The organism is Iodidimonas nitroreducens (genome assembly GCA_000710935.1).
Lineage (GTDB): Bacteria > Pseudomonadota > Alphaproteobacteria > Sphingomonadales > Rhodothalassiaceae > Iodidimonas > Iodidimonas nitroreducens.
This window is the reverse complement of sequence record BAYV01000028.1, coordinates 1-22,262: the sequence shown is the minus strand read 5'-3', so window position 1 is coordinate 22,262 and position 22,262 is coordinate 1. Positions and strand designations below refer to the sequence as shown.

The 22,262-nt window shown below is 57.1% G+C and carries 20 protein-coding genes and 1 tRNA gene; 9 read left to right on the top strand and 12 right to left on the bottom strand.

Going from position 1 to position 22,262, the window contains the following annotated elements; genetic code table 11:
• Positions 1-5 precede the first annotated feature (5 nt).
• From AQ1_RS10720 to lpdA, 3 genes are all read left to right on the top strand, one after another.
• Positions 6-2,915, top strand: a complete 2,910-nt coding sequence (locus AQ1_RS10720; RefSeq protein ID WP_042087112.1) for a 2-oxoglutarate dehydrogenase E1 component — start codon at positions 6-8, stop codon at positions 2,913-2,915.
• Positions 2,916-2,987: 72 nt separating this feature from the next.
• The gene (odhB, locus tag AQ1_RS10715) at positions 2,988-4,640 is read left to right on the top strand and encodes a 2-oxoglutarate dehydrogenase complex dihydrolipoyllysine-residue succinyltransferase (RefSeq protein WP_042087109.1); all 1,653 of its coding nucleotides are present in this window, start codon (positions 2,988-2,990) and stop codon (positions 4,638-4,640) included.
• Positions 4,641-4,685: 45 nt separating this feature from the next.
• Positions 4,686-6,095, top strand: a complete 1,410-nt coding sequence (gene lpdA / locus AQ1_RS10710; protein WP_042087107.1) for a dihydrolipoyl dehydrogenase — start codon at positions 4,686-4,688, stop codon at positions 6,093-6,095.
• Here lpdA and AQ1_RS14650 read toward each other — a convergent pair whose 3' ends face one another.
• A complete protein-coding gene (locus AQ1_RS14650) occupies positions 6,096-7,628 on the bottom strand; it encodes a sensor histidine kinase (protein WP_052371217.1) in 1,533 nt (510 codons plus the stop codon).
• Between the two features lie 158 nt (positions 7,629-7,786).
• Here AQ1_RS14650 and AQ1_RS10700 point away from each other — a divergent pair, with 158 nt between their 5' ends.
• From AQ1_RS10700 to AQ1_RS10690, 3 genes are all read left to right on the top strand, one after another.
• A complete protein-coding gene (locus AQ1_RS10700) occupies positions 7,787-8,548 on the top strand; it encodes a sulfite exporter TauE/SafE family protein (protein WP_313981556.1) in 762 nt (253 codons plus the stop codon).
• A gap of 92 nt (positions 8,549-8,640) precedes the next feature.
• On the top strand, positions 8,641-9,561 hold the full coding sequence (locus AQ1_RS10695; protein WP_042087102.1) for a sulfite exporter TauE/SafE family protein: 921 nt from the start codon (positions 8,641-8,643) through the stop codon (positions 9,559-9,561).
• A complete protein-coding gene (locus AQ1_RS10690; RefSeq protein WP_042087100.1) occupies positions 9,558-10,352 on the top strand; it encodes a TIGR02186 family protein in 795 nt (264 codons plus the stop codon). The genes AQ1_RS10695 and AQ1_RS10690 overlap by 4 nt, the downstream gene beginning before the upstream one ends.
• A 16-nt stretch (positions 10,353-10,368) precedes the next feature.
• On the opposite strand, the gene AQ1_RS10685 is transcribed toward AQ1_RS10690, so the two are convergent.
• The 8 genes from AQ1_RS10685 to AQ1_RS14645 all read right to left on the bottom strand — a co-directional run bounded on the left by AQ1_RS10685 (position 10,369) and on the right by AQ1_RS14645 (position 17,769).
• Positions 10,369-11,046, bottom strand: coding sequence for an SEL1-like repeat protein (locus AQ1_RS10685; RefSeq protein ID WP_150007211.1), 678 nt, complete (start codon positions 11,044-11,046; stop codon positions 10,369-10,371).
• A gap of 101 nt (positions 11,047-11,147) precedes the next feature.
• The gene (locus tag AQ1_RS10680; protein WP_042087096.1) at positions 11,148-11,414 is read right to left on the bottom strand and encodes a sulfurtransferase TusA family protein; all 267 of its coding nucleotides are present in this window, start codon (positions 11,412-11,414) and stop codon (positions 11,148-11,150) included.
• A gap of 186 nt (positions 11,415-11,600) precedes the next feature.
• Positions 11,601-12,932 (bottom strand): bifunctional folylpolyglutamate synthase/dihydrofolate synthase, encoded by a 1,332-nt coding sequence (locus tag AQ1_RS10675; protein WP_042087094.1) that lies wholly within the window; start codon positions 12,930-12,932, stop codon positions 11,601-11,603.
• A gap of 33 nt (positions 12,933-12,965) precedes the next feature.
• Positions 12,966-13,844, bottom strand: coding sequence for an acetyl-CoA carboxylase, carboxyltransferase subunit beta (accD, locus tag AQ1_RS10670; RefSeq protein WP_042087179.1), 879 nt, complete (start codon positions 13,842-13,844; stop codon positions 12,966-12,968).
• Positions 13,845-13,885: 41 nt separating this feature from the next.
• The gene (gene trpA / locus AQ1_RS10665; protein WP_042087092.1) at positions 13,886-14,734 is read right to left on the bottom strand and encodes a tryptophan synthase subunit alpha; all 849 of its coding nucleotides are present in this window, start codon (positions 14,732-14,734) and stop codon (positions 13,886-13,888) included.
• Positions 14,731-15,957, bottom strand: a complete 1,227-nt coding sequence (gene trpB / locus AQ1_RS10660) for a tryptophan synthase subunit beta (RefSeq protein WP_042087090.1) — start codon at positions 15,955-15,957, stop codon at positions 14,731-14,733. The genes trpA and trpB overlap by 4 nt, the downstream gene beginning before the upstream one ends.
• On the bottom strand, positions 15,954-16,628 hold the full coding sequence (locus tag AQ1_RS10655) for a phosphoribosylanthranilate isomerase (protein WP_042087088.1): 675 nt from the start codon (positions 16,626-16,628) through the stop codon (positions 15,954-15,956). Before AQ1_RS10655 ends, trpB begins: the two co-directional genes overlap by 4 nt.
• 76 nt (positions 16,629-16,704) lie before the next feature.
• Complete coding sequence (locus AQ1_RS14645; protein ID WP_052371216.1) at positions 16,705-17,769, bottom strand: tetratricopeptide repeat protein; 1,065 nt, start codon at positions 17,767-17,769, stop codon at positions 16,705-16,707.
• Positions 17,770-17,792: 23 nt separating this feature from the next.
• Between AQ1_RS14645 and AQ1_RS10645 the strand changes: the two genes are divergently transcribed.
• Entirely contained in the window at positions 17,793-18,734 is a 942-nt protein-coding gene (locus AQ1_RS10645; protein ID WP_042087086.1) for an SDR family oxidoreductase, read from the top strand.
• Here the strand turns inward: AQ1_RS10645 and AQ1_RS10640 are convergent.
• Complete coding sequence (locus AQ1_RS10640) at positions 18,680-19,594, bottom strand: D-amino-acid transaminase (RefSeq protein ID WP_150007208.1); 915 nt, start codon at positions 19,592-19,594, stop codon at positions 18,680-18,682. The genes AQ1_RS10645 and AQ1_RS10640 overlap by 55 nt on opposite strands.
• A 90-nt stretch (positions 19,595-19,684) precedes the next feature.
• Positions 19,685-20,026, bottom strand: coding sequence for a PilZ domain-containing protein (locus tag AQ1_RS10635; protein ID WP_042087085.1), 342 nt, complete (start codon positions 20,024-20,026; stop codon positions 19,685-19,687).
• A 93-nt stretch (positions 20,027-20,119) separates the two neighbouring features.
• On the opposite strand from AQ1_RS10635, the gene AQ1_RS10630 reads away from it, so the two are divergent.
• Positions 20,120-21,595: a sigma-54-dependent transcriptional regulator gene (locus AQ1_RS10630; RefSeq protein WP_462687126.1), complete on the top strand. Its 1,476-nt coding sequence runs from the start codon at positions 20,120-20,122 to the stop codon at positions 21,593-21,595.
• A 10-nt stretch (positions 21,596-21,605) separates the two neighbouring features.
• Here the strand turns inward: AQ1_RS10630 and AQ1_RS15500 are convergent, their stop codons facing one another.
• Positions 21,606-21,746, bottom strand: a complete 141-nt coding sequence (locus AQ1_RS15500; protein ID WP_313981519.1) for a hypothetical protein — start codon at positions 21,744-21,746, stop codon at positions 21,606-21,608.
• 157 nt (positions 21,747-21,903) lie between these two features.
• Between AQ1_RS15500 and AQ1_RS10620 the strand changes: the two genes are divergently transcribed.
• Positions 21,904-21,978, top strand: a tRNA-Thr gene (locus tag AQ1_RS10620).
• Positions 21,979-22,262 lie beyond the last annotated feature (284 nt).

Genomic DNA, 22,262 nt, shown 5'->3' with positions numbered 1-22,262 from the left:
CATTGATGGGTCGGGATCACGAACTGCCGGATCTGTTTTCCGGTGCCAGCTCTGCTTTTATCGAATCACTTTATGATCGCTATGCGGCGGACCCGCAATCGGTTGATGAAAGCTGGCGTGCGTATTTCGACAAGCTGGAAAAAGGGGCGGCCAGCGCCCATCAGCAACCATCCTGGGCGCGGTCTGATTGGCCGCTTCGGGGGCCGGTCGATGATCTGACATCGGCCCTTGATCCCGGCTCGGTCGTTGCCGAAAAACCGGCGGCGACCAAAGCCGCCAAGGTCGAGCCTGAAAATGTGCGGGCGGCCACCCTTGATTCCATCCGCGCCCTGATGATGATCCGCGCCTATCGGGTGCGCGGCCATCTTTTGGCAAAGCTCGATCCCTTAGGCCTGGAAGATCGCCCTCGCCATGCCGAATTGATGCCGGAAACCTATGGCTTTGGTGAGGATGATCTGGATCGTCCGATCTATATCGGCCATGTATTGGGTCTTGAAACGGCAACCGTGCGCGAGATCATCACGATTGTTGAGCGCACCTATTGCCAGCATGTTGGTGTGGAATTCATGCACATCAACGAGCCGGAAGAAAAAGCCTGGATTCAAAATCGGATTGAAGGCCGGGACAAGGAAATCCAGTTCAGCCGCCGGGGCAAGCTGGCGATCCTGCGCAAGTTGATCGAGGCTGAACATTATGAAAAATTCCTTGGCAAGAAATATACCGGAACCAAGCGTTTCGGGCTTGATGGTGCCGAAGCCATGGTGCCTGCCCTTGAGGGGGTGATTAAAACCGGTGGCCAGAATGGGGTGAAGGAAATCATTCTGGGGATGCCCCATCGCGGGCGTTTGAATGTTCTCGCCAATGTGATGCAAAAGCCCTATCGCCAGATTTTTCATGAATTTCGCGGCGGTGCGGTGAACCCCGAAGAGGTGGAAGGCTCGGGCGATGTGAAATATCATCTGGGCACATCATCGGATCGTGCCTTTGATGGCAATAATGTTCATCTGTCTTTATCGCCCAACCCATCCCATCTTGAAGCCGTGGATCCGGTGGTGCTGGGCAAGGCGCGGGCCAAGCAAACCCAGCGCAATGATAAAGAGCGGGGCGAGGTTTTATCGCTGCTTTTGCATGGCGATGCGGCATTTGCCGGCCAGGGTTTGGTGGCGGAATGTTTGATGCTTTCGGGGCTGCGGGGCTATCGCACCGGCGGCACCGTGCATTTCATCGTCAATAATCAGATCGGCTTTACCACATCCCCGTCTTATTCGCGCTCTTCGCCCTATCCATCCGATGTTGCGAAAATGGTGCAATCGCCGATTTTCCATGTGAATGGCGATGATCCCGAAGCGGTGGTGTTTGCTTGTAAGGTGGCCACCGAATTCCGGCAGGAATTCAAGAAAGACGTGGTGGTGGATATGTTCTGCTATCGGCGTTTTGGCCATAATGAAGCCGATGAGCCCGCCTTTACCCAGCCATTGATGTATGCGGCGATCAAGAAACATGTCTCGGTCACCCAGGTTTATGCGGATCGGTTGAAGGCGGAAGGCATCCTCAGCGATGAGGAATTCAACGCCTGGGTCGATGAATATCATGCCATGCTCGAAGATGAGTTTGAGGCCGGAAAATCCCATAAGCCCAATAAAGCGGATTGGCTGGAAGGCCGCTGGACCGGATTTGCCCAGCCCGAAGCCGCCAATCTGGCCCGCCGCGCCGATACCGGTGTGGACGAGGGCACCCTGCACGCGGTTGGGAAGGTTTTAACCGAAGTGCCGGATGGGTTTCATATCCATCGCACCTTGCGCCGGATTCTGGATGCGAAAGATCAGATGCTGGAAACCGGCGAAGGCATCGATTGGGCAACAGCAGAAGCGCTGGCCTTTGGCACCTTGCTGTCTGAAGGCTATCATGTACGCCTGTCGGGTCAGGATTCAGGGCGCGGCACCTTTTCCCAGCGCCATTCCGTGTGGGTCGATCAGCGCTCTGAAAAGCGCTATATCCCCCTTGATCAGGTGAAAAAGGGGGCGCATTTCGAGGTGCTTGATAGCCCGCTGTCTGAAGCCGGGGTGCTGGGCTTTGAATATGGCTATACGCTGGCCGAGCCGATGGCGCTGGTTTTATGGGAAGCGCAATTTGGCGATTTCGCCAATGGTGCGCAGGTGATCATCGATCAGTTCATCGCCTCGGGTGAAGCCAAGTGGCTGCGCATGTCGGGATTGGTGATGCTGCTGCCCCATGGCTATGAAGGCCAGGGGCCCGAGCATAGCTCGGCGCGGCTTGAACGGTATCTGCAATTATGCGCCGAAGATAATATGCAGGTGGCCAATTGCACCACACCGGCCAATTATTTTCATATCCTGCGCCGCCAGATGCATCGCAAATTCCGCAAGCCTTTGATCATCATGACGCCGAAATCCTTGCTGCGTCATAAACGCGCCACATCCAAATTGGCGGATATGGGGCCCACCACGCAATTCCACCGGATTTTGCGCGATGATGCCGAAATGATCCCCGGCTCGACCCTGAAATTGAAAAAGGATGACCAGATCAAGCGGGTGATCCTGTGTTCGGGGAAGGTTTATTTCGATCTGCTTGAAGCGCGTGAATCCCGCAATCAGGATGATAGCGTGATCTTGCGGATCGAGCAGCTTTATCCCTTCCCCCATGAAACATTGGTGGAAGAATTGAAGCGCTATAAGAATGTCGAGCGGGTGATCTGGTGTCAGGAAGAGCCAAAGAATATGGGGGCTTGGTCCTATATTGAACCCTTTATCGAGCAGGCGATGAAAGAGGCCGGCGGCGCCCGGGATCGGCCGCTTTATGCCGGTCGTCATGCCACCGCATCAACGGCGACGGGGCTGGCCTCACGTCATGTCTCGCAGCAGGAAAAATTGCTGGATGAGGCCTTGAGCCTTTAACAGCGCATACAGATTGTCGCATCAAACGCCGCCCCAAAAGGCGATCAGGAACAGAACAAGGAGCACGAACAGATGGCCGAGGACATTCGCATTCCAAGCCTTGGTGAATCCGTCACCGAAGCCACCATCGCCAAGTGGCTGAAGGCAGAGGGCGAAGCGGTCGAAGCCGATGAGCCGGTGGTTGAGTTGGAAACCGACAAAGTGTCGATGGAAGTCAATGCACCCGTGGCGGGGGTCTTGACGGAACAGCTTGTGAAAGAAGGCGAGAGCGTTGAGGTGGGGGCCTTGATCGGCAAGATCGACCCGGACGCCAAGGCCGAAAAATCCGCCGCAAAAAAAGAAACGTCCAGCAAGGCATCGTCCAGCAAGGCAGCCTCCAGCAAAGCCGCGCCATCCCGGTCATCTGATGACGATGATGCCGATGATGATGATGAAGCCAGCGGCGAACTGGTGGATATCATCGTGCCGGAAGCAGGCGAATCGGTGACCGAAGCCGGTTTGGGTGGCTGGTTGAAGGCAAAGGGCGATGCGGTGAAAGCCGATGAGCCGATTGCCGAGCTTGAAACCGATAAAGCGGCGATGGAGGTGAATGCCCCGGTCTCTGGCGTTTTGGTAGAGCTTTTGGCTGAAGAAGGGGCAACAGTGCATCCCGGTGATGTGATCGGGCGCATCGAAAAGGGGGCCAGTGCCTCCAAATCGGCCGCCAAGGCGGGCTCGAAACAGGATAGCAAAGCGGCCTCAGAATCCGATGCTGAAAAGGGCGAAAAAGCCTCGGCGCCTTCATCCAAGACATCGGATGCGAAACCCGATGCCAATCAGCCTATGGCCCCGGCGGTGCGGCGCTTGCTGGCGGATTATAATCTCGATCCGGCGTCCATCACGGGTTCGGGCAAAGATGATCGGCTGACCAAGGCCGATGTTTTGAAGGCGATTGAAAATGGCTCGGCCCGCACCTTGGGCAGCCAATCGGCCTCAGGTGGCCAGGCGTCTTCAGCAAAGGCTTCGGCCGAGACAGCGCCGGAAGCCCCGCGCGAAGAGCGGGTGCCGATGACCCGGATGCGCAAGCGGATTGCCGAGCGTTTGAAGGATGCCCAGAATACGGCGGCGATGCTCACCACATTCAATGATGTGGATATGTCGGCGGTGATGGCCTCGCGCAATCAGTATAAGGATCTGTTTGAAAAGAAGCATGGCATCAAGCTGGGCTTCATGTCGTTCTTTGTTCATGCGGCGGTTCTGGCTTTGCGCGAAGTGCCCGGGGTCAATGCCCGCATCGATGGCGACGAGATCGTTTATCAGAATTTCTACAATATCGGCGTTGCCGTATCAGCCCCCACCGGGCTTGTGGTTCCGGTGGTGCGCAATGCGGATCAATTGTCTTTTGCCGATACCGAAAAAGCGATTGTGGAGTATGGCCGCAAGGCCCGCGATGGCAAGCTGGCGGTGAATGATCTGACGGGCGGCACCTTCACCATCTCGAATGGTGGGATTTTTGGTTCGCTTTTATCCACGCCCATCCTCAATGCCCCGCAATCGGCAATTTTGGGGATGCATCGGATCGAAGAACGCCCGGTGGCGATCAAGGGTCAGGTGGTGATCCGTCCGATGATGTATCTGGCCTTGTCTTATGATCATCGCCTGATCGATGGACGCGAAGCCGTGACCTTCCTTGTGCGGATGAAAGATGCCATCGAGGATCCAAGCCGTCTTTTGCTTGATCTTTAATCGGGCTTCCCAAAGCCTGCGACCCCCTTCAAACGGAGAGACTTTATGGCAGATGAATTTGATCTTATCGTGATTGGTGCAGGCCCGGGTGGCTATGTTGCGGCCATCCGCGCAGCCCAATTGGGGCTGAAAACCGCTTGTGTGGAAAAGCGCGGCACCTTGGGTGGTACCTGCCTTAATGTTGGCTGTATTCCCTCCAAAGCCCTGCTTCATGCGTCTGAGCTTTATGAAGAAACCGCAGGTGGCCACCTTAAAAAATGGGGGATCGGCCTTGGCAAGGTCAGCCTTGATCTTGATGCGATGCTGAAAGCCAAGGATGAATCCGTGGCCGGCCTCACCAAGGGCGTTGAAGGCCTGTTCAAAAAGAACAAGGTTGAATGGGTGAAGGGCAGCGCTCAATTCAAGGATAAGCAAACGATTGCGGTATCGACGAACGAGGGTGGCAAGCGCGAGTTGAAGGCGAAGAACATCATCATCGCCACGGGTTCGGATATTGCCAGCCTGCCCAATATCACTCTGGATGGGGATCGCATCATCGGCTCGACCGAAGCGCTGTCTTTGCCATCGGTTCCCAAACATCTGCTGGTGATTGGCGGCGGCTATATCGGACTTGAGCTTGGCTCGGTCTGGCGGCGTTTGGGGTCTGAAGTGACGGTGATCGAATATATGGATCGGATTTTGCCGGGCATGGATCAGGAACTGGCAAAGGCTTTCGAGCGCATCATCAAAAAACAGGGCGTGACCATTCGCACCGGAATGAAGGTGACAGGCGTTGAAGCCCTGAAAACCAAGGCCAAAGTAACGGTGGAGCCAGCCAAGGGCGGGGAGAGCGAACAGATCGATGCCGATGTGGTTCTGGTTTCGGTGGGCAGGAAGCCGCACACGGATAGCCTTGATCTTAAAAAAGCCGGGCTGGAAACCGATGAACGCGGGCGGATCGATATCAATGATGATTTCTCAACCCATGTGCCCGGCATTTGGGCGATTGGCGATGTGGTGAAAGGTCCGATGCTGGCCCATAAAGCCGAGGATGAAGGCCTTGCCTGCGCCGAAAATATTGCCGGGCTGACCGGGATCGTCAATCATGATGTGATCCCCAGCGTGATGTACACCATGCCCGAAGTGGCCAGCGTGGGGAAATCCGAAGAAGATCTGAAAGCGGCGGACATCGCCTATAGCGTTGGAAAATTTCCCTTCATGGCCAATTCGCGCGCCAAAACCAATGGTGATACCGAAGGTTTCGTGAAAATATTGGCGGATAAGGAAACCGATCGCGTGCTGGGCGTGCATATCATCGGCAGCATGGCCGGAACCTTGATCGCCGAAGCCGCTTTAGCGATGGAATTCGGGGCGAGTTCGGAAGATATTGCCCTCACCTGCCATGCCCATCCCACCCATTCCGAAGCGGTGAAAGAAGCGGCTTTGGCCGTGCATCAGCGGGCCATTCATATGTGATCAGGACGACATCACCGCTGATGGTGACGTTGTCTTAGGATCGAATTCAAGGCGCTGAGGGGGGAAGAGCACAGTGGCGATGGTGCCCCCCCTTTGGTTGAGTCCGGGGCTGGTTTCAGAACCGGTTTCAGAACTGAGCCAGGCTTCGCCATCATGCAAATGCATCAATCGGCGCACCAGCGGCAGGCCGGTGCCGGTGCCCGCTGCCTTGCGGGCCAGATCATCATCCAGTTGCTTGAAGGGCTCAAACACCAGATCCTGAGCCTGTTGGGGAATGCCTTCCCCCTGATCGCGGATATCGATACGATAGCCCGTCTCGTTATATCGGGCGCTGATGGTGATCGAGCCCTTTTCCGGCGAGAATTTGATGGCATTATCCAAAAGATTGGACAAAATCACCCGCAAAGCCCGGCGTTCCGCACATAAAAAAACAGCCTCGAGGGGTAATTTCACAATGATCGCCAAGGATTTGGCATCTGCCTTCATTTGATGAAGGGAGATGACATCGCGGATCACGTCGCCGGGATAGAGCCGTTCTTCGCGCAGATGATAGCGTCCGGCCTCGATTTTTGAAATATCAAGCAGATTATCGATGAGTTCCTGCAGGCTCAGCCCGCTTTCATGGATAAAGCCGGCATAGCTGCGCAGGGTTTCGATCTCGGTGTTATTCTTGGCCACGCGGATCAGATCGGCAAAGCCGATGATCGCGTTCAGGGGGGTGCGCAATTCATGGCTCATCATCGCCAGAAATTGCGATTTCGAACGGCTGGCCGATAAGGCTTCCATCTCGGCGGCTTTAAGCTGCTGGGCCGATTGGCGGAAACGATCCAGCGTACGGGCAAAATCGCCAAATTCATCGGATCGATCAAGGCTGGAAATTCTGGTATCGATCTCGCCCCGGGCCAGTTCCTGCACGCTGGCATGAAGCCGCCCCACACGATTGGCGATAAAAAGCGCAGTCCAGGCTGAATAAAGCGTGGTCACAAGGCCGCTCATCCATAAAAGGCTGGTGAGGGCGATTACCAAACGGCTGTTGAGGATATTCACACTGCTGTCGATCTGGTTGATCTGGCGGTTGAAATCGGTAATCAGGGGGGCGAGGCGATCGGCATCGCTATAGGATTTGCCAGCATCTGAAGGAAGCCCTGTCGCCCCATCAGGTTCCTGATGATCAAGGATCTGCAATATCGCCTCAGCGGTTTGCACGCTCTGCTGGCAAGCCTGAACAAGACCATTCGGCGCCAATAAACGTAAGGGCAACCCCACCGGGCGGGTCATCGTCAGGGTACAAGACGCCCCCCATGTCTGGATATTTTGCGCCAGATCTTTTGCTTTGTCATGGAGGATGGCATTTTCCGGTCTGGTCTCGACCAGATGATCCAATTGTTTGATATCGCGAATCTGCTGAAAACTTAATCGATGCAGGATACCGCCATCTTTTTGCAGATGGGTGGCGGTCATGGCCAGCAAAGTAAAGACGATGATCGCCAATCCGACCGAAAGCAACCGCGCCCGCACCGATAATATCATCATGGACCACACTTATACATTGAAGAACTTTCGGTAGCCTACATACCATGGGATGATAAAAAGGCGTGCGTCATAATCTATCACATTTGCGTCAAATTGTTTCATTTTGTAAAGGAGCTAAAATTGTCTATGCATGTTAAATCCCTCAATTGTCTGGATGAATGATGGATCTTTGGCTCCTTCCCTTTCTAAGCCTGGCCGGAATTGCCGCCGGGTGGCTGAATGTGATGGCCGGCGGCGGCTCGATGATCAGCGTTTTGACGATGGTGTTTTTGGGGATTCCCGGGCCTTTGGCCAATGGCACCTTTCGCGTGGCCATCGTGGTTCAGAATATCACCGCGGTCACCAGCTTCCGGCGGCGGGGCTTTTCCGATTTCCGTTTGTCGTTCAGCCTGGCCATGGCGGCGTCGGCGGGGGCGATTGGCGGGGCGATGATCGGGGTCAATCTCAGCGGCCCGTGGTTCAATCGCGTTCTGGGGGCTGTGATGATCCTGGTGCTGATCCTGATGGCCACCGGCGGCAATGGCCAGGCCTCCGCGCAGGATGATGATCAGCCGTCACCGGCGCGCAATCTGGTTGCGGGGCACCTGCTGATGATTGTGGCGGGCATCTGGGGGGGCTTTATCCAGATTGGCGTGGGCTTTTTGCTGATGCCGATTTTATCGCGGGTGATGGGAATCGATCTTGTGCGGGTCAATATGCACAAAGTGTTTATTGTTTTGGTTTATACCTGCTCTGCACTGGCGGTTTTTGCCAGCCAATCGCAGGTTTTGTGGAGCGCCGGGCTGGCTTTGGCTTTGGGCCATGCTGTGGGGGCCTGGCTTGGGGTGCGGTCTTCGGTTTTGGTTGGCGATGTGTTGATCAAGCGGGTGTTCATGCTGGCGATCATCGCTTTGGTTATTAAACTGATCTTTTTTTCCTGATGCGCGGCCAGCCCTTTGTTGCACTGCCGCAGCTAAGGGAGTACTGAATTAAGATGGTTTCATCCCATATTTTTTGAGGTTTAAAAGGCACCATGCCCCTCTATCTGCCAATCGCAGAGATGTCGCTTAACATCTTCCTGGTGATTGGCCTTGGTGCGGCTGTTGGATTTTTATCCGGCATGTTTGGTGTGGGCGGCGGTTTTTTGATGACCCCCCTGCTGATTTTTTCGGGTGTGCCGCCAGCGGTTTCGGTGGCAACCGGAGCCAATCTCATCACCGCTTCATCGGTGACCGGGGCCATCACCCATTGGCGGCGCGGCGGGGTGGATTTAAAGCTCGGCAGCGTTCTGATTGCGGGCGGCGCTGTGGGGTCGCTGCTGGGCACATGGCTTTTTGCCTATCTCAGCCGCATTGGGCAGGTGGAATTGATGATCTCGCTCAGCTATGTGCTGTTTTTGGGATCAATCGGCGGGCTGATGCTGTGGGAAAGCGTGGCGGCCCTTTTGCGCAGCCGCAAAGGCACGGCGCGTCGCCCCGGTAAGCGTGGGGGGCGGGCATGGCATCATCGTCTGCCTTTCAAGATGCGCTTTCGCAAATCGCGGCTGTATATTTCGGTGCTGCTGCCTTTGGTGATTGGCGCTTTGGTTGGGCTTCTGGCGGCCATCTTAGGGGTTGGCGGCGGTTTCATCATGGTGCCTGCCATGATCTATATTTTGGGCATGCCCACCAATGTGGTGGTGGGCACATCGCTCTATCAGATCATTTTTGTCACCGCGATCATCACTTTTTTGCATGCCGTACAAACCCAGACCGTGGATGTGATTTTGAGCCTGCTGCTTCTGGTGGGGGCGGTTTTCGGGGCGCAATTGGGGGCGCGCATCGGCATGAAGCTGAAGGGCGAGCAATTGCGGGCCTTGCTGGCGCTGATCGTTCTGGGGGTTGGGGTCCGCATGGGCTGGGGATTGGTCGTGCCCCCCGATGATCTGTATTCGATTATGGCGGTGATGCCATGATGGCCCGACCCCCAAAGCAGGGCTTTGGACGGCGATCCTTGGCCAGCCTGCTTCTGGTGGCGGCTTCATGCTTATCGATTTATTTTGTGCCCCCGGCCAGCGGGCAAGGGCTGGTGACCGATATCAGCAAGGATATTGTTGATCTGCGCTATGATTTTGCGGGGGCGGATCTGCTGTTGTTTGGTGCCTTGTCGGATGTGGGGGGGCTATCGGATCAGATCGATATTGTCGTCAGCATCTCCGGTCCCACCGAAGATATGCGGGTGCGGAAAAAAGAAAAGATCAGCGGGCTGTGGATCAATAACCGCGCGGCGATCATTCGCGCCGCCCCGGGCTATTATGCCCTGAGCAGCACAAGGCCGCTTGATGAGATCAGTTCGTCGGAAAATTTATCCCGGCTGGCTTTGGGGGCGGATCATCTGCCCCTTGATATCGATCTGGCGCCATCAGCAGAACGCACGGCTTTCCGCGAAGGCTTCATTCGCAATATGGTCAGAGCCGGGCTTTATCGGCTGGATGAAGATCGGGTGAGCCTGATCGGCCAGACGCTGTTTCGCACGGCGGTGCGCCTGCCCTCCAATGTGCCCGAAGGGCTTTTCGATGCGCGGGTGGTGGTGTTTGCCGATGGGGTGGTGATCGCTGAAGATGTGATCGATATTGCGGTGGGTAAAACCGGCTTTGAACGCGCGGTCTATCAGGTCGCCCGCAATGATCCGGCGATCTATGGCCTTTCGGCGGTGCTGATTGCCTTATTGGCGGGCTGGGCGGCAGGATTTTTATCGCGCCGTTGATGGGTTTTCTACGCCTTTATTGCGGCTGTAGCATATCGATCCCGCCTTCGGATCGCGGGGCTTCGGGGGCAAGCCTGCCCGCGCTGGGCGGCTGCCAGATTGTGCTTTGCCATTGATTGGCAAGGGCCTCCCCTTTGGCAAGGGTCTCGGCATCCAAAGCTTTTATGATCGCGGCTTGTTGCGCAGGGGTGAGCGCATAGGAAAAACCGGGCTTTTTGCGGGCAGGGTTTTTTTCATAAAGGCTGAACCACATCGCGGCTTCGGTTTTATTGGCGATATCGCCGGGGCCGGTGGCATAAAGATGCGCCAAAAGGCCCTGGGCTTCGGGGGCACCGGCTTCCGCCGAACGGCGCAGCCAGATCAGTCCTTCAAGCCAATCGGTATTGGTGATGCTGGGCGTGGCTATGCGCAGCAGGCAATCGGCCAGATGATATTGCGCCAGTTCAAAGCCACCCCCGCGATTGGCCAGCCGATAAAACAAGGGGTTTGCGCCATCGCAATTGCCATTGCGCTTCATCTCGATAGCCTGGCTATAAAGGCGCGAGGAAATATCCACAGTGGGGATCTGCGATAGCCTTTCGGTCATATTATCGCGGGCGCGGCGCTGATCAGCAGGGCTGTTCGATGTGCAGGCAGACAAAGTGATGACCGCGATCAGGGGCAGAAAAATGCTCCGAAAAAGCCCTATTGTCATGATATGAATATTCCCATCCCCATGAAAGGCAGAAAACCTGACCCCAGTCATCAGGTCTGTCTGATGATCAGGCTTTCATCTATCATGGAGAGAAGGGAAAGTCAGCTTGCATGCTGCAAAAAGGCGTGTGGGGTGTTTTTTTGGGTGGCACCGCCCCGGGCCAGCTCGAAATAAAAGCACGGACCATTTTGCCGGGCCATGATCAGCCGGTGCCCGGCCTGCTCGCAAAAAGCGGGAAGGACCATCACCAGATCGGGATCATCAGCCACCACCATCAGCACATCATCATGCGCCATGGCGGATAAAGCCCGGCGAATTTTCAAAATGGGGAGGGGTGCTTTCAGGCCGGTTACATCGATCTGCTGCATTGGTTATACATCCAATTGTCGTTTCAGGGTCTGGCAGTGGAAAAGGCCGCGCCTGAAGCCTTTATCCGGGGTTTTGCCTGATCTGTTTTTTCTTCTGCCCCCATCATAAACGGCAAATCTCAACGTCGTCTTAATGGCACCGGGATGCGATCAAAAAGCCGGACTAAAAAGGGTCATGAAAAGCGTTCAATCCGGGATATGGCCGTTTTCCGCCAGAACCTCGCCCGCCAGATAAAGCGAACCGGTGATCAGCACCAAAGGGGGCTCGGCGGATGCTTCATGGGCAATGGCATCAAGGGCACCGGCCACACCAGAAGCGACCAGCCCGCGCAGGCCGCATTGGCTGGCGGCGGTGGCGATCTTAGAGGGTGCACAGGGATGCTCGGCAGACGGGATGGGCACCCCGTAAACCGTTTGCACCAAACCCTGTAAAGGCTTGATGAAGCTCGATGGATCGCGATTGCCCATCATCCCGATGATGGCGATGATCGGCCGGGTTTCGGGGGCCATCTGCAAAAGGGCGGCCCGCAGGATGCGCGCGGCGGCGGGATTATGCCCCCCATCCAGCCACAGATCGGCCCCGGGGGGCAGGCGATCCACCAAAGGCCCGGCTTCCAGCTTTTGCAGCCGCCCCGGCCAGCGCACCCAGCCCAAACCCGCGCGCAGGGCGGCCAGGGGCACATCCACTGCCTGTTGTGCTCGCAAAAGGGCGATGGCGATCCCGGCATTGGCCGCCTGATGCGGGCCGTGCAAAATGGGCGCGGGCAATTCCAGCCGATCTTTTTGATCCTGATAAAGCAGCTTCATCACCCCGGCTTTATCTTTATGCAGGGCTGCGCGCCAATCGCGCCCATAAATCTGATAAGGGGCCGACAGGCTTTGGGCCGTTTGTTGCAAAACAGCCGCCGCCTGCGCGGTTTGCGGGCCAAAGATCGCGGGCACATGGGGCTTGATGATCCCCGCCTTTTCCGCCGCGATCTGATCCAGACGATTGCCCAGAAAAGACTGGTGATCAAGGGATATGGGGGTGATGGCAATGGCGGCGGGGCGATCGATCACATTGGTGGCATCCAGCCGCCCGCCCAGGCCCACTTCCAAAAGGCACAGATCGGCGGGCACCCGCGCAAAAGCCAGAAAAGCCGCCGCCGTGGTGATTTCAAAAAAGGTGATGGGGGCGCCCGCATTGCTCTGTTCCACCTCATCGAGCAACGCCACCAAAGCCTCATCATCAATGAGACGGCCCTGAATGCGGATGCGTTCGTTAAAGCGCACCAGATGGGGCGAAATATAGCTATGCACCCGCAAGCCTGCGGCTTCGGCCATGGCCCGGCAGGTGGCCACCACCGATCCCTTGCCATTGGTGCCCGCCACATGCAAAACCGGCGGCAGGCTGAGATGGGGATTGCCCAGCTTTCCCAACAGATCGATGATCCGCCCCAAAGACAGATCAATGACCTTGGGATGCAGGGCACCAAGGCGCCCCAGCGCCTGTTCCACCGATTGTCGTGATGGGCTCACCCCGTTTTTCCCCTGCTGTTATGGCACAGAGGATTATTGCACGGCATCATTGAGAACGGGGCGGTGCTTTTCCATCAGCAAAGAAACCAGCCTGCGCAAAGTGGCGCGCATTTCGTGGCGATGAACCACCATATCCACCATGCCATGATCCAGCAGATATTCCGCCCGCTGAAAGCCTTCGGGCAATTTCTCGCGGATGGTTTGCTCGATCACCCTTTGCCCGGCAAAACCGATCAGGGCGCCGGGCTCGGCAATATGCACATCCCCAAGCATGGCATAGGATGCCGTCACCCCGCCGGTGGTGGGATCGGTAAGAACGACGATATAAGGCAGGCCCGCTTCTTTGACCATATCCACCGCCACCGTGGTGCGGGGCATCTGCATCAGGGATAAAATCCCTTCCTGCATCCGGGCACCGCCCGCTGCCGAAAACAAAATGAGCGGGGCTTTGCTGGCAATCGCTTCTTCGGCAGCGCGGACGATGGCTTCGCCCACGGCCATCCCCATGGAGCCACCCATGAAGAAGAAATTCTGCACAAAAATCACCGAGGTCACGCCGCCCAATGACCCCTTGGCAAGCTGCACGGCATCCTGATCGCCCGAGGCATTGCGGGCTTCCTTCAAACGATCCGTATAGCGCCTTGTATCGCGGAATTTAAGAGGATCGTCTTTCACCGCAGGCAGCTTCAAAAGTTCATAGCGGCTTTCGTCAAACAGGGCATCAAAGCGATCCTTGGGGCCGATGCGGTCATGAAAATCGCAATTCGAGCACACCTTCAGCGCCGCCACATAATCGCGATGAAAGATCATCTGACCGCAGGATTTGCATTTGTGCCACAGATTATCGGGTGATTCTCTTTTTCTGATCACCTTCGACAAGCGCGGTTTCACATAATCGGTCAACCAGTTCATCATTCAGCTCCCGGCCCAAAAGATCGGCATCGCTTCAGTATTCAGGATCGGTCATCGGCTTGGGGGCGCGTCCCCATGGCCAGACTGTGCACAAAATCGGTCACGGCGTCCAGCAATGTGGCTTTGGCCCGGCCTTCTTCATCAAGATGCGCCTTGATTTCCTGCACGATGGCCGAACCCACCACGGCGGCATCGGCGCTTTGGGTGAAGCGGCGCACATCATCGGCGGTTTTGATGCCAAAGCCCACCGCCAACGGCAGATTGCCCGTTTTATGCATGGCGGCGCGAATGGCGGCAAGGGCCTCATCGATTATTTCGGGTTTCGCCTGCGCGGTGCCGGTTATCCCGGCGATCGAGACATAATAAATAAACCCCGCCGCATTCTCCAGAACCCGGGGCAGGCGTCCGGCATCGGTGGTGGGGGTGGCAAGGCGGATCAGCGCCATGCCTGCGGCGGCGGCCGGTTCCCGCACTTCGCGATCTTCTTCGGGGGGCAGATCCACAAGGATCAGGCCATCCACACCCACCCGGGCGGCTTCTGCGATGAAAGCATCCACCCCAAAAGCCATGATCGGGTTGAAATATCCCATCAAAATGATTGGGGTGTCCTGATCGTTTCTTCGGAAATCCTCGACCATTTTAAGGGTTTTACGCAGGGTCATCCCGGCTTTCAGGGCGCGCAGGCTTGATTCCTGGATCGCCGGGCCATCGGCCATGGGATCGCTGAAGGGCATCCCCAATTCAATGATATCGGCCCCGGCGGCGGGCAGCCGCGCCAAAAGCCGGGCGCTGGTGTCCGGATCGGGATCGCCGGCGGTGATAAAGGTGATCAGACCTCCGCGCTTTTGTTCTTTGAAGGATTGGAAACGTTGATCAAGGCGGCTCTTCACAGCTCCACTCCCAAAGCATCGGCGATGGTGAAAATATCCTTATCGCCCCGGCCGCACATATTCATGATGATCAGATGATCTTTCGGCAGATCGGGGGCCATGCGGATCACATGGGCCAAAGCATGGCTGGGCTCCAAAGCCGGCAAAATGCCTTCGAGCCGGGCGCAAAGCTGAAAGGCATCAAGGGCTTCTTGATCGGTGGCCGAAACATAGCTCACCCGGCCGCTTTCTGAAAGCCAGGCATGTTCGGGGCCGATACCGGGATAATCGAGACCGGCGGAAATCGAATGGGCTTCGGTGATCTGGCCATCGTCATCCTGCAAAAGATAGGTGCGATTGCCATGCAAAACCCCGGGCTTGCCCCCGGCGATGGCGGCGGCATGTTCGCCGGTTTCAAGGCCCTTGCCCGCCGCTTCCACGGCATAGGCGGCCACATCGGGATCATCGAGAAAAGCATGAAACAGGCCAATGGCATTGGAGCCGCCACCGATGCAGGCCACAAGGCTATCGGGCAGGCGGCCTTCGCGATCAAGGATCTGCTCGCGGGCTTCATGGCCCATCACCGATTGAAAAGTGCGGACCATTTCAGGATAAGGATGCGGCCCGGCCACGGTGCCGATCACATAAAAAGTATCCTCCACATGCGCCACCCAATCACGCAGAGCTTCGTTCATTGCATCCTTTAATGTGGCAGAGCCGGAATGGCAGGGGCGCACCTCGGCCCCCAAAAGCCGCATCCGAAACACATTGGGCTTTTGCCGTTCGATATCCTTTGCCCCCATGAACACTGTGCAGGGCAGCCCAAAGCGCGCCGCCACGGTGGCGGTGGCCACCCCATGCTGCCCGGCCCCGGTTTCTGCGATGATGCGTGTTTTCCCCATGCGCCGGGCCAGCAGAATCTGGCCGATGGCATGATTGATCTTGTGCGCGCCGGTATGATTGAGCTCATCGCGCTTCATATAAATTTTGGCGCCGCCTAAATGCTCGGTCAGCCGCTCGGCATAATAAAGCGGGCTGGGGCGGCCCACATAATGGCGCAGCAGATCATCCATCTCTTCGAGAAAACTGGGATCGATGCGCGCCGCCGCCCAGGCTTTTTCAACATCCAAAATCAAAGGCATCAATGTTTCGGCAACATAACGGCCGCCAAAACGCCCGAAATGGCCATCATCATCTGGCCCGGTGCGAAAGCTGTTGGGCCGATTGGCCCTGTCCTGGGTCACGCGGAATGCTCCTTTGAACTGTGTTCGGGCCTGTTTAATTGGCGTGCGAGCCTTAAAAAGTCAGTGATTTTCTCAACGCTTTTGACCCCCGGCGCGGTTTCAATGCCAGAGGATACATCGGCGATCAAAGCCCCGCTGGCGGCCACCGCCGCTTCCAGATTATCGCGATCAAGGCCGCCTGAAAGCATCCAGGGCAAGGATGATCGATAATCGCGCATAAGGCTCCATTCAAAAGAATGGCCATTGCCACCGGGTAATTTATGGCCAGGGGGGGGCTTTGCATCAAACAGGATCATCTGGGCGGCCTGTTCATAGGCTTTGGCCAAGCGGATATCGTCTGCCGCACGGATGGGGATGGCCTTGATGATTTTTCTGGCAAATGTGCGGCCAATGGCCATCGCCCGTTCGGGGCTTTCGGTGCCATGCAATTGCACCCAATCAACGGCGACAGCGGTTTCTTTCAGCAGATGATCATCGGGATCAACATAAACGCCGACGGTTTCCAGCCCCTTCCCCCGGGCATAATCGGCCAGATCCCGGGCCAGCCGGGCATCCACATAGCGCGGCGAGGGGGGGAAAAATACAAAACCAACCCAAGCCGCTCCGCCTTCAGCGGCAGCATCAAGGGCGGCAATGGATGATACGCCACAAATTTTGACCAAGACTGACATAGATGAGCGGTTTAACCTGCTCTGCGCCTTGCTGCAAGCCGCAGATTTTCAAAGCATGATCCACAATCTGTTTCAGTTATTTGGGGGGGGCGCCCACCACCTCATCAACTGCCGGATCATAAGGTGACAGGGCTTCCGGTTCGCCCAAAGCCGCAAGATTGGCGCGGGCTGCCGCTGCCGCCGGGCTGGATGGCCAGCGTTCGATGATCGCGTTCCAATCGCTGCGGGCAAGGCTTTCCTTGCCCATCAGCATCTGGATATTGCCGCGTTCCAGCCGGGCGGTGGGGTTTTCGGGGTCCATTTCCACAGCCTGAAGGGCGGCATCCAGCGCGGGCTCAAGCTCACCCAAAGCGCGATGGGCACTGGCCAGATAAAGGGCGATATCCGCCTGCCAGCCTGCGATGTCTCGCGCCTTTTCCAGATCGGCGATGGCTGCTTCATAATCTTCCAGCAGGCCTAAAGATCGGGCGCGATCCAGCAAAAGCAGATAAATAAGCCTTGTGCTTTGCTCCGGGGCTTCGGCAAGCCCTTGGGAAAAGGCGGTATAGGCCCGGGCGGGATGATCGCCCAGTAACAGCGCATTGCCCAATTGGCCATAAATCCCGGCCAAAAGGCTATAGGGATCATCCGCCGCCAAGATATTATAGGTCACCCCGCGCCCGGTGCGCATCTGATCGGCCAATGAGGTGAAATTTTGCGCTGCCGCATCATAATCCCCCAGAGTGACCAAAGCACTGGCAAGACAATGGAGCGCCGGGATGCTCGCCCCATCCGATAGCCACGCCATCGCCTCGATCCGGGCCTGATCAGGGGCTTTCAGGGCCTGGCGCATACAATCATGATAGCGTTTGGCCTGGGCTTTGGTCTCGGCATCGGTCACGCTTTGATAATCCGGCATCAAAAGCGGCTCCAGGGGATCATCCATCATGGGATCATTGGAAAGGGCGCGGGGGCCACGGGGCACGGATTTGCCGGAGCGCTGATCAAGGGGCATTTCATCGATCCTGCCATCCTGCTGGGCCTGTGCAGGCCCGATCATCAGGCCGCCTGCCAGCAGGGCCAGCAAAATCAACATGAAAATCAGCGGCACAAGGATGCAAAAGCGCCAGTTCTGTGCCAAAAAAGGGGTGTGGTTCATCATGATCAATAAAATGGCAGGTCGATATGGCGGATGAAAGGCTTTTTTGTTTCGGGCTTGGCTATAGCGCCCGGGCGCTGGCGGCGCGGCTAAAGGGGCAGGGCTGGACGATTGCCGGCACGGCCCGCACGATTGAGGGCTGTGCTGAACTTATCGCCATGGGCTATGAGGCGCATTTGTTTGATGGCACAAAGCCCATGGATGATCGGGGCCTGGCCGCCCTGATGGCCGCCGGTTTCGTGCTATCATCGGCGCCGCCCTTCAATGATGATCCTGATGATGGGCTGGAAGCCGGGGGGAACGATCCTGTTTTGCGCCATCATGGCGCGGATTTGGCTGATTTCGCCTCCTGCCCTTCAGGGGCTGTGCGCTGGCTGGGCTATTTATCCACCACCGGGGTTTATGGCGATCATCAGGGCGGCTGGGTGGATGAAACAACGCCCCCAACCCCCGCCACGGATCGGGGGGGCCGCCGGGTTCTGGCGGAACAAGCCTGGCTTGGGCTCAGGGCTGCGGATGGCCAAGGCTTGCCCGTTCATGTGTTTCGACTGGCCGGGATCTATGGCCCCGGGCGCAGCCCTTTTGATGCCTTGCGGGCGGGGCGGGCCCAAAGAATTGCAAAGCCGGGGCAGGTGTTTTCCCGCATTCATGTGGATGATATCGCGCAGGTGCTGATGGCCTCCATGGCTCGGCCACGGGCGGGGGCGGTGTATAATGTGTGTGATGATCTGCCCGCAGCCTCCAGCGATGTAACGGCTTTTGCCGCTGATCTTCTGGGGTTGGGTCCGATCCCGGAAATTCCTTTTGAACAGGCGCAGCTTTCGCCCATGGCACGCAGTTTTTACGCCGATAATAAGCGGGTGGCCAATCGGCTGATCCATGATGAATTGGGGGTCGATCTCGCCTATCCCGATTATCGGGCCGGTCTTTGTGCCATTCTAGACGCCGAAGGCGCCCGCGCAGGCTGATCGAAAAACGCCTGCATATGATCCCAATGGCGGCTGATGATGGCTTTGGTGATCGGCCCCGGCTGGCCATGGCCGATCATCTGATCATCCAGCGAAATCACCGGGGTGACCCCGGCGGTGGTTGAGGCGATGAACGCTTCTTTGGCGGATTTCGCCTCATCAAGGCTGAAGGCGCGGTGATCGATGGTGATCTTTTGCTGTGCGGCAATATCAAGCACCGCCCGGCGGGTGATGCTGGGCAGAATATCGGCGGCGAGGGTGCGGATGCGCAGGCAGCCCGCCTGATCGATGATGAAGGCGCTCGATGATGCACCTTCGGTAATCAGGCCATCGGCATCCACCATCCAGCCTTCGCCCGCGCCTTTTTGTCGGGCCGCCTGCTTTGCCAGTACATTGCCCAGCAGGGAAACGGATTTGATATCGCAGCGTTTCCAGCGCAGATCGGGTGTGCTGATCACCGCAATGCCTTTGGCCTGCTGACGTTTCAGGGCATCGCAATCAAAACGCTTGGCGGTCATGATCAGGGATGGTGCAGGCGCGGGTTTGGGAAAAGCATGATCGCGGGGGGCCACGCCCCGGCTGATTTGCAGATAAAGGCTGGCGGTGCGCAGGCGATTGCGGATCAGCAGGCGATCCATCACCAAAGCCAAGGCCCGGCGGCCCATGGGGGCGGGGATGGATAAAGCGGCAAGGGATCGATCCAGCCTGTCCATATGGGCGGTGAAATCCACCCCATGGCCATTGAGATAAAGGCAAACCTCATAAACCCCATCGGAAAACTGGGTGGCCCGATCCTCGATCGAAAGGCTGGCCATTTGATGTGGGGCATAGTGGCCATTAACATAAGCAAGATGCGGCAAAAACAGGCTCTTTCATAGACCGCCCCCGGCCAAGCTGATGTGTCTCAGGCTGGAATGAAGGCCGGGATGAGGGGAGGACACAGCGGATTTTCAGTTTTGCTCATTGTGTTGGGAGACGTCAAGCCCCAGACTGCTGACCGCCGATGGCCCTAAAAGCCTGCGGACCTCGGCCGCCGGGATGGTGAAATTAAGGCCCAGCCTGTCATCCTTGTGCCAACTGATTTCGGCAGGCAGATCGCCGCAGCGGGTGATGGATAAAGTCACCGCCGCATTGCGTTTGAGGGGTAAGGCCAGCTTGATGCGGGCGCCGGCCAAAGACAGATCGAGAACCCGGCAGGAGAAGCTGAAATCTCCGACTTTGAGGGTTCCCATCCAGATGACAGAGCGGCGGGGATGGGTGCGCCGGTCCTTGGTCGTGATCTCCTCAGCCATGGCACTGAGGCCCCTTGATTGTGACTATGATGAATGATGGTGAGACAAACAGGTTTGCGATCGGTTAATAGAAAGAATTGTAATGAATTCGTGATGGCCATGATCGAAACAGAAGCGCTTGATATTCTGATCGTTGAAGATAGCCCGAGCCTGGCGCAAACCTATGCGGCCTATCTGGGCCGCCTTGATGCGCGCACGGTGATCGCCGGATCTTTGGCCGAAGCCAAAGCGGCGTTGGGGCGCGCCATGCCTGATCTGATCCTGCTCGATCTCAATTTACCCGATGGCGATGGGCTGTCTCTTTTAACTGAATTGCCTGAACGCGCGCCGCGACCGCCGGTGGTGGTGATCACCGCCCATGGCTCGGTTTCGGTGGCGGTGCAGGCGATGCGCGCCGGGGCGACCGATTTTCTGGTCAAGCCCTTTGATGCCGAACGTCTTGTTATTACCATGCGCAATGCCCTTGAAAACTGGCGTTTGGCCAATCTGGTGAAGCGCTATGAAGAAAGCTTTCAAGATCGGGGCTTTGGCGATTTTGTGGGCAAAAGCCTGCCGATGCAGGCGGTTTATCGGATGATCAAAAGCGCTGCGCCATCCCGGGCCAGTGTGTTCATCTCCGGCGAATCGGGAACCGGCAAAGAGCTGTGCGCCATGGCGCTCCATCGCCATTCGCCGAGGCGTCATGCCCCCTATATCGTTCTCAATATGGCGGCCCTGCCAAATGATCTGATCGAAAGCGAAATTTTCGGCCATAAAAAAGGGGCTTTTACCGGGGCCACCGCCGACCGTGAAGGGGCCGCCGTCAAAGCCCATGGGGGCACGCTGTTTCTCGATGAAATCTGCGAAATGGATCTGGCTTTGCAGGCCAAGCTCCTGCGCTTTTTGCAAACCGGGGTGGTGCAGCCTTTGGGCTCGGATGAAACCCGCAAGGTGGATGTGCGGATCATCTGCGCCACCAATCGCGATCCCATGCGCGAAGTGGCCGCAGGCCGGATGCGAGAGGATTTATTCTATCGCCTGCATGTGATCCCCATTGATCTGCCGCCCTTGCGCGAGCGTGGCACCGATATCATCGGCCTCGCCCGCAGCTTTCTGCACGAACTGTCGCGGGAAGAAGGCAAATCCTTCGAGCGCTTCACCGAAGAGGCCGAAACCTGCATGTTGGGCTATGATTGGCCGGGCAATGTACGGGAATTGCGCAATGTGATCCATACCGCCGTGGTGCTTTATGATGGGGTGGTGCTGGAACAGCCGATGCTGTCGCGCTCCTTGCAGGAATCCCTGCAAAAGGCTCAGGCTTTAAAAGAACAGACATTAAAGAATGAAAATGCCGGCCGATTGGATGACATGGCCCCGATGATCGCCATGGATCAGCCACCAAGCCCGCAAAGCGGCGCAGGCAAGGCCGAGGGCGCGGTGGAGATCGAGCCTTTGGCGATGACGGAAGAGCGGGCGATTCGCCGGGCGATTGCTTTATGCGATGGCAATATCACCCGGGCGGCGGGCAGGCTCGAAGTATCCCCCTCAACCCTTTATCGCAAGCTGCAAAGCTGGGACAATAAGGCTTAATGGGCTGCTCCTAACCCCCGATCTGATCATCGTGGCCGGGGTTCTCCCCATCTCGGGCGCGGGCCTGTTGCTTGCGCCGGGCCAGATTGGCCTTCAGTGCCTGTGCCAAACGCTGTTGCTTTTCCGTCGCTCTTTTTTGCGCGGCAGCCATGGCCTCGGGCCCATAGGGCTGTTGGCGATTTTTTTGGGGATTTTTTGGTGTTTTGATCATGGGGGCAGAATAAGCGCAGAAAGAAATCACCGCAAGTGCAGCGATAGGGTTGCGCCGGGGCGCAGGCTGTGGCAAAAGCCCGCTGACGAAATCAGATGCCCACATGGCTCAGGGGTAGAGCACTCCCTTGGTAAGGGAGAGGTCGCGAGTTCGAATCTCGCTGTGGGCACCATTTTCCCCCTTTAAAATAAACATTTTTTGGACAAGGCTTCAGAAGCCTTGGACCTTATCTGTGGGTTTTTGGGACAAATCTGGGACACTCCGTCCCGTGGGGGAACAAATGGCGACGATAGAGCGGCGGGGTCCGGGGCAGTACCGAGCGAAGGTGCGGAAGAACGGGGTTTCGGCCGCAAAAACTTTCTTATCGCGTGCAGAGGCGCAAACTTGGGCCGCCACACTAGAGAGTGAGGCCGGTAGAGGGGTCTACATTGATAGATCTCCAGCCGAGCGCATGAC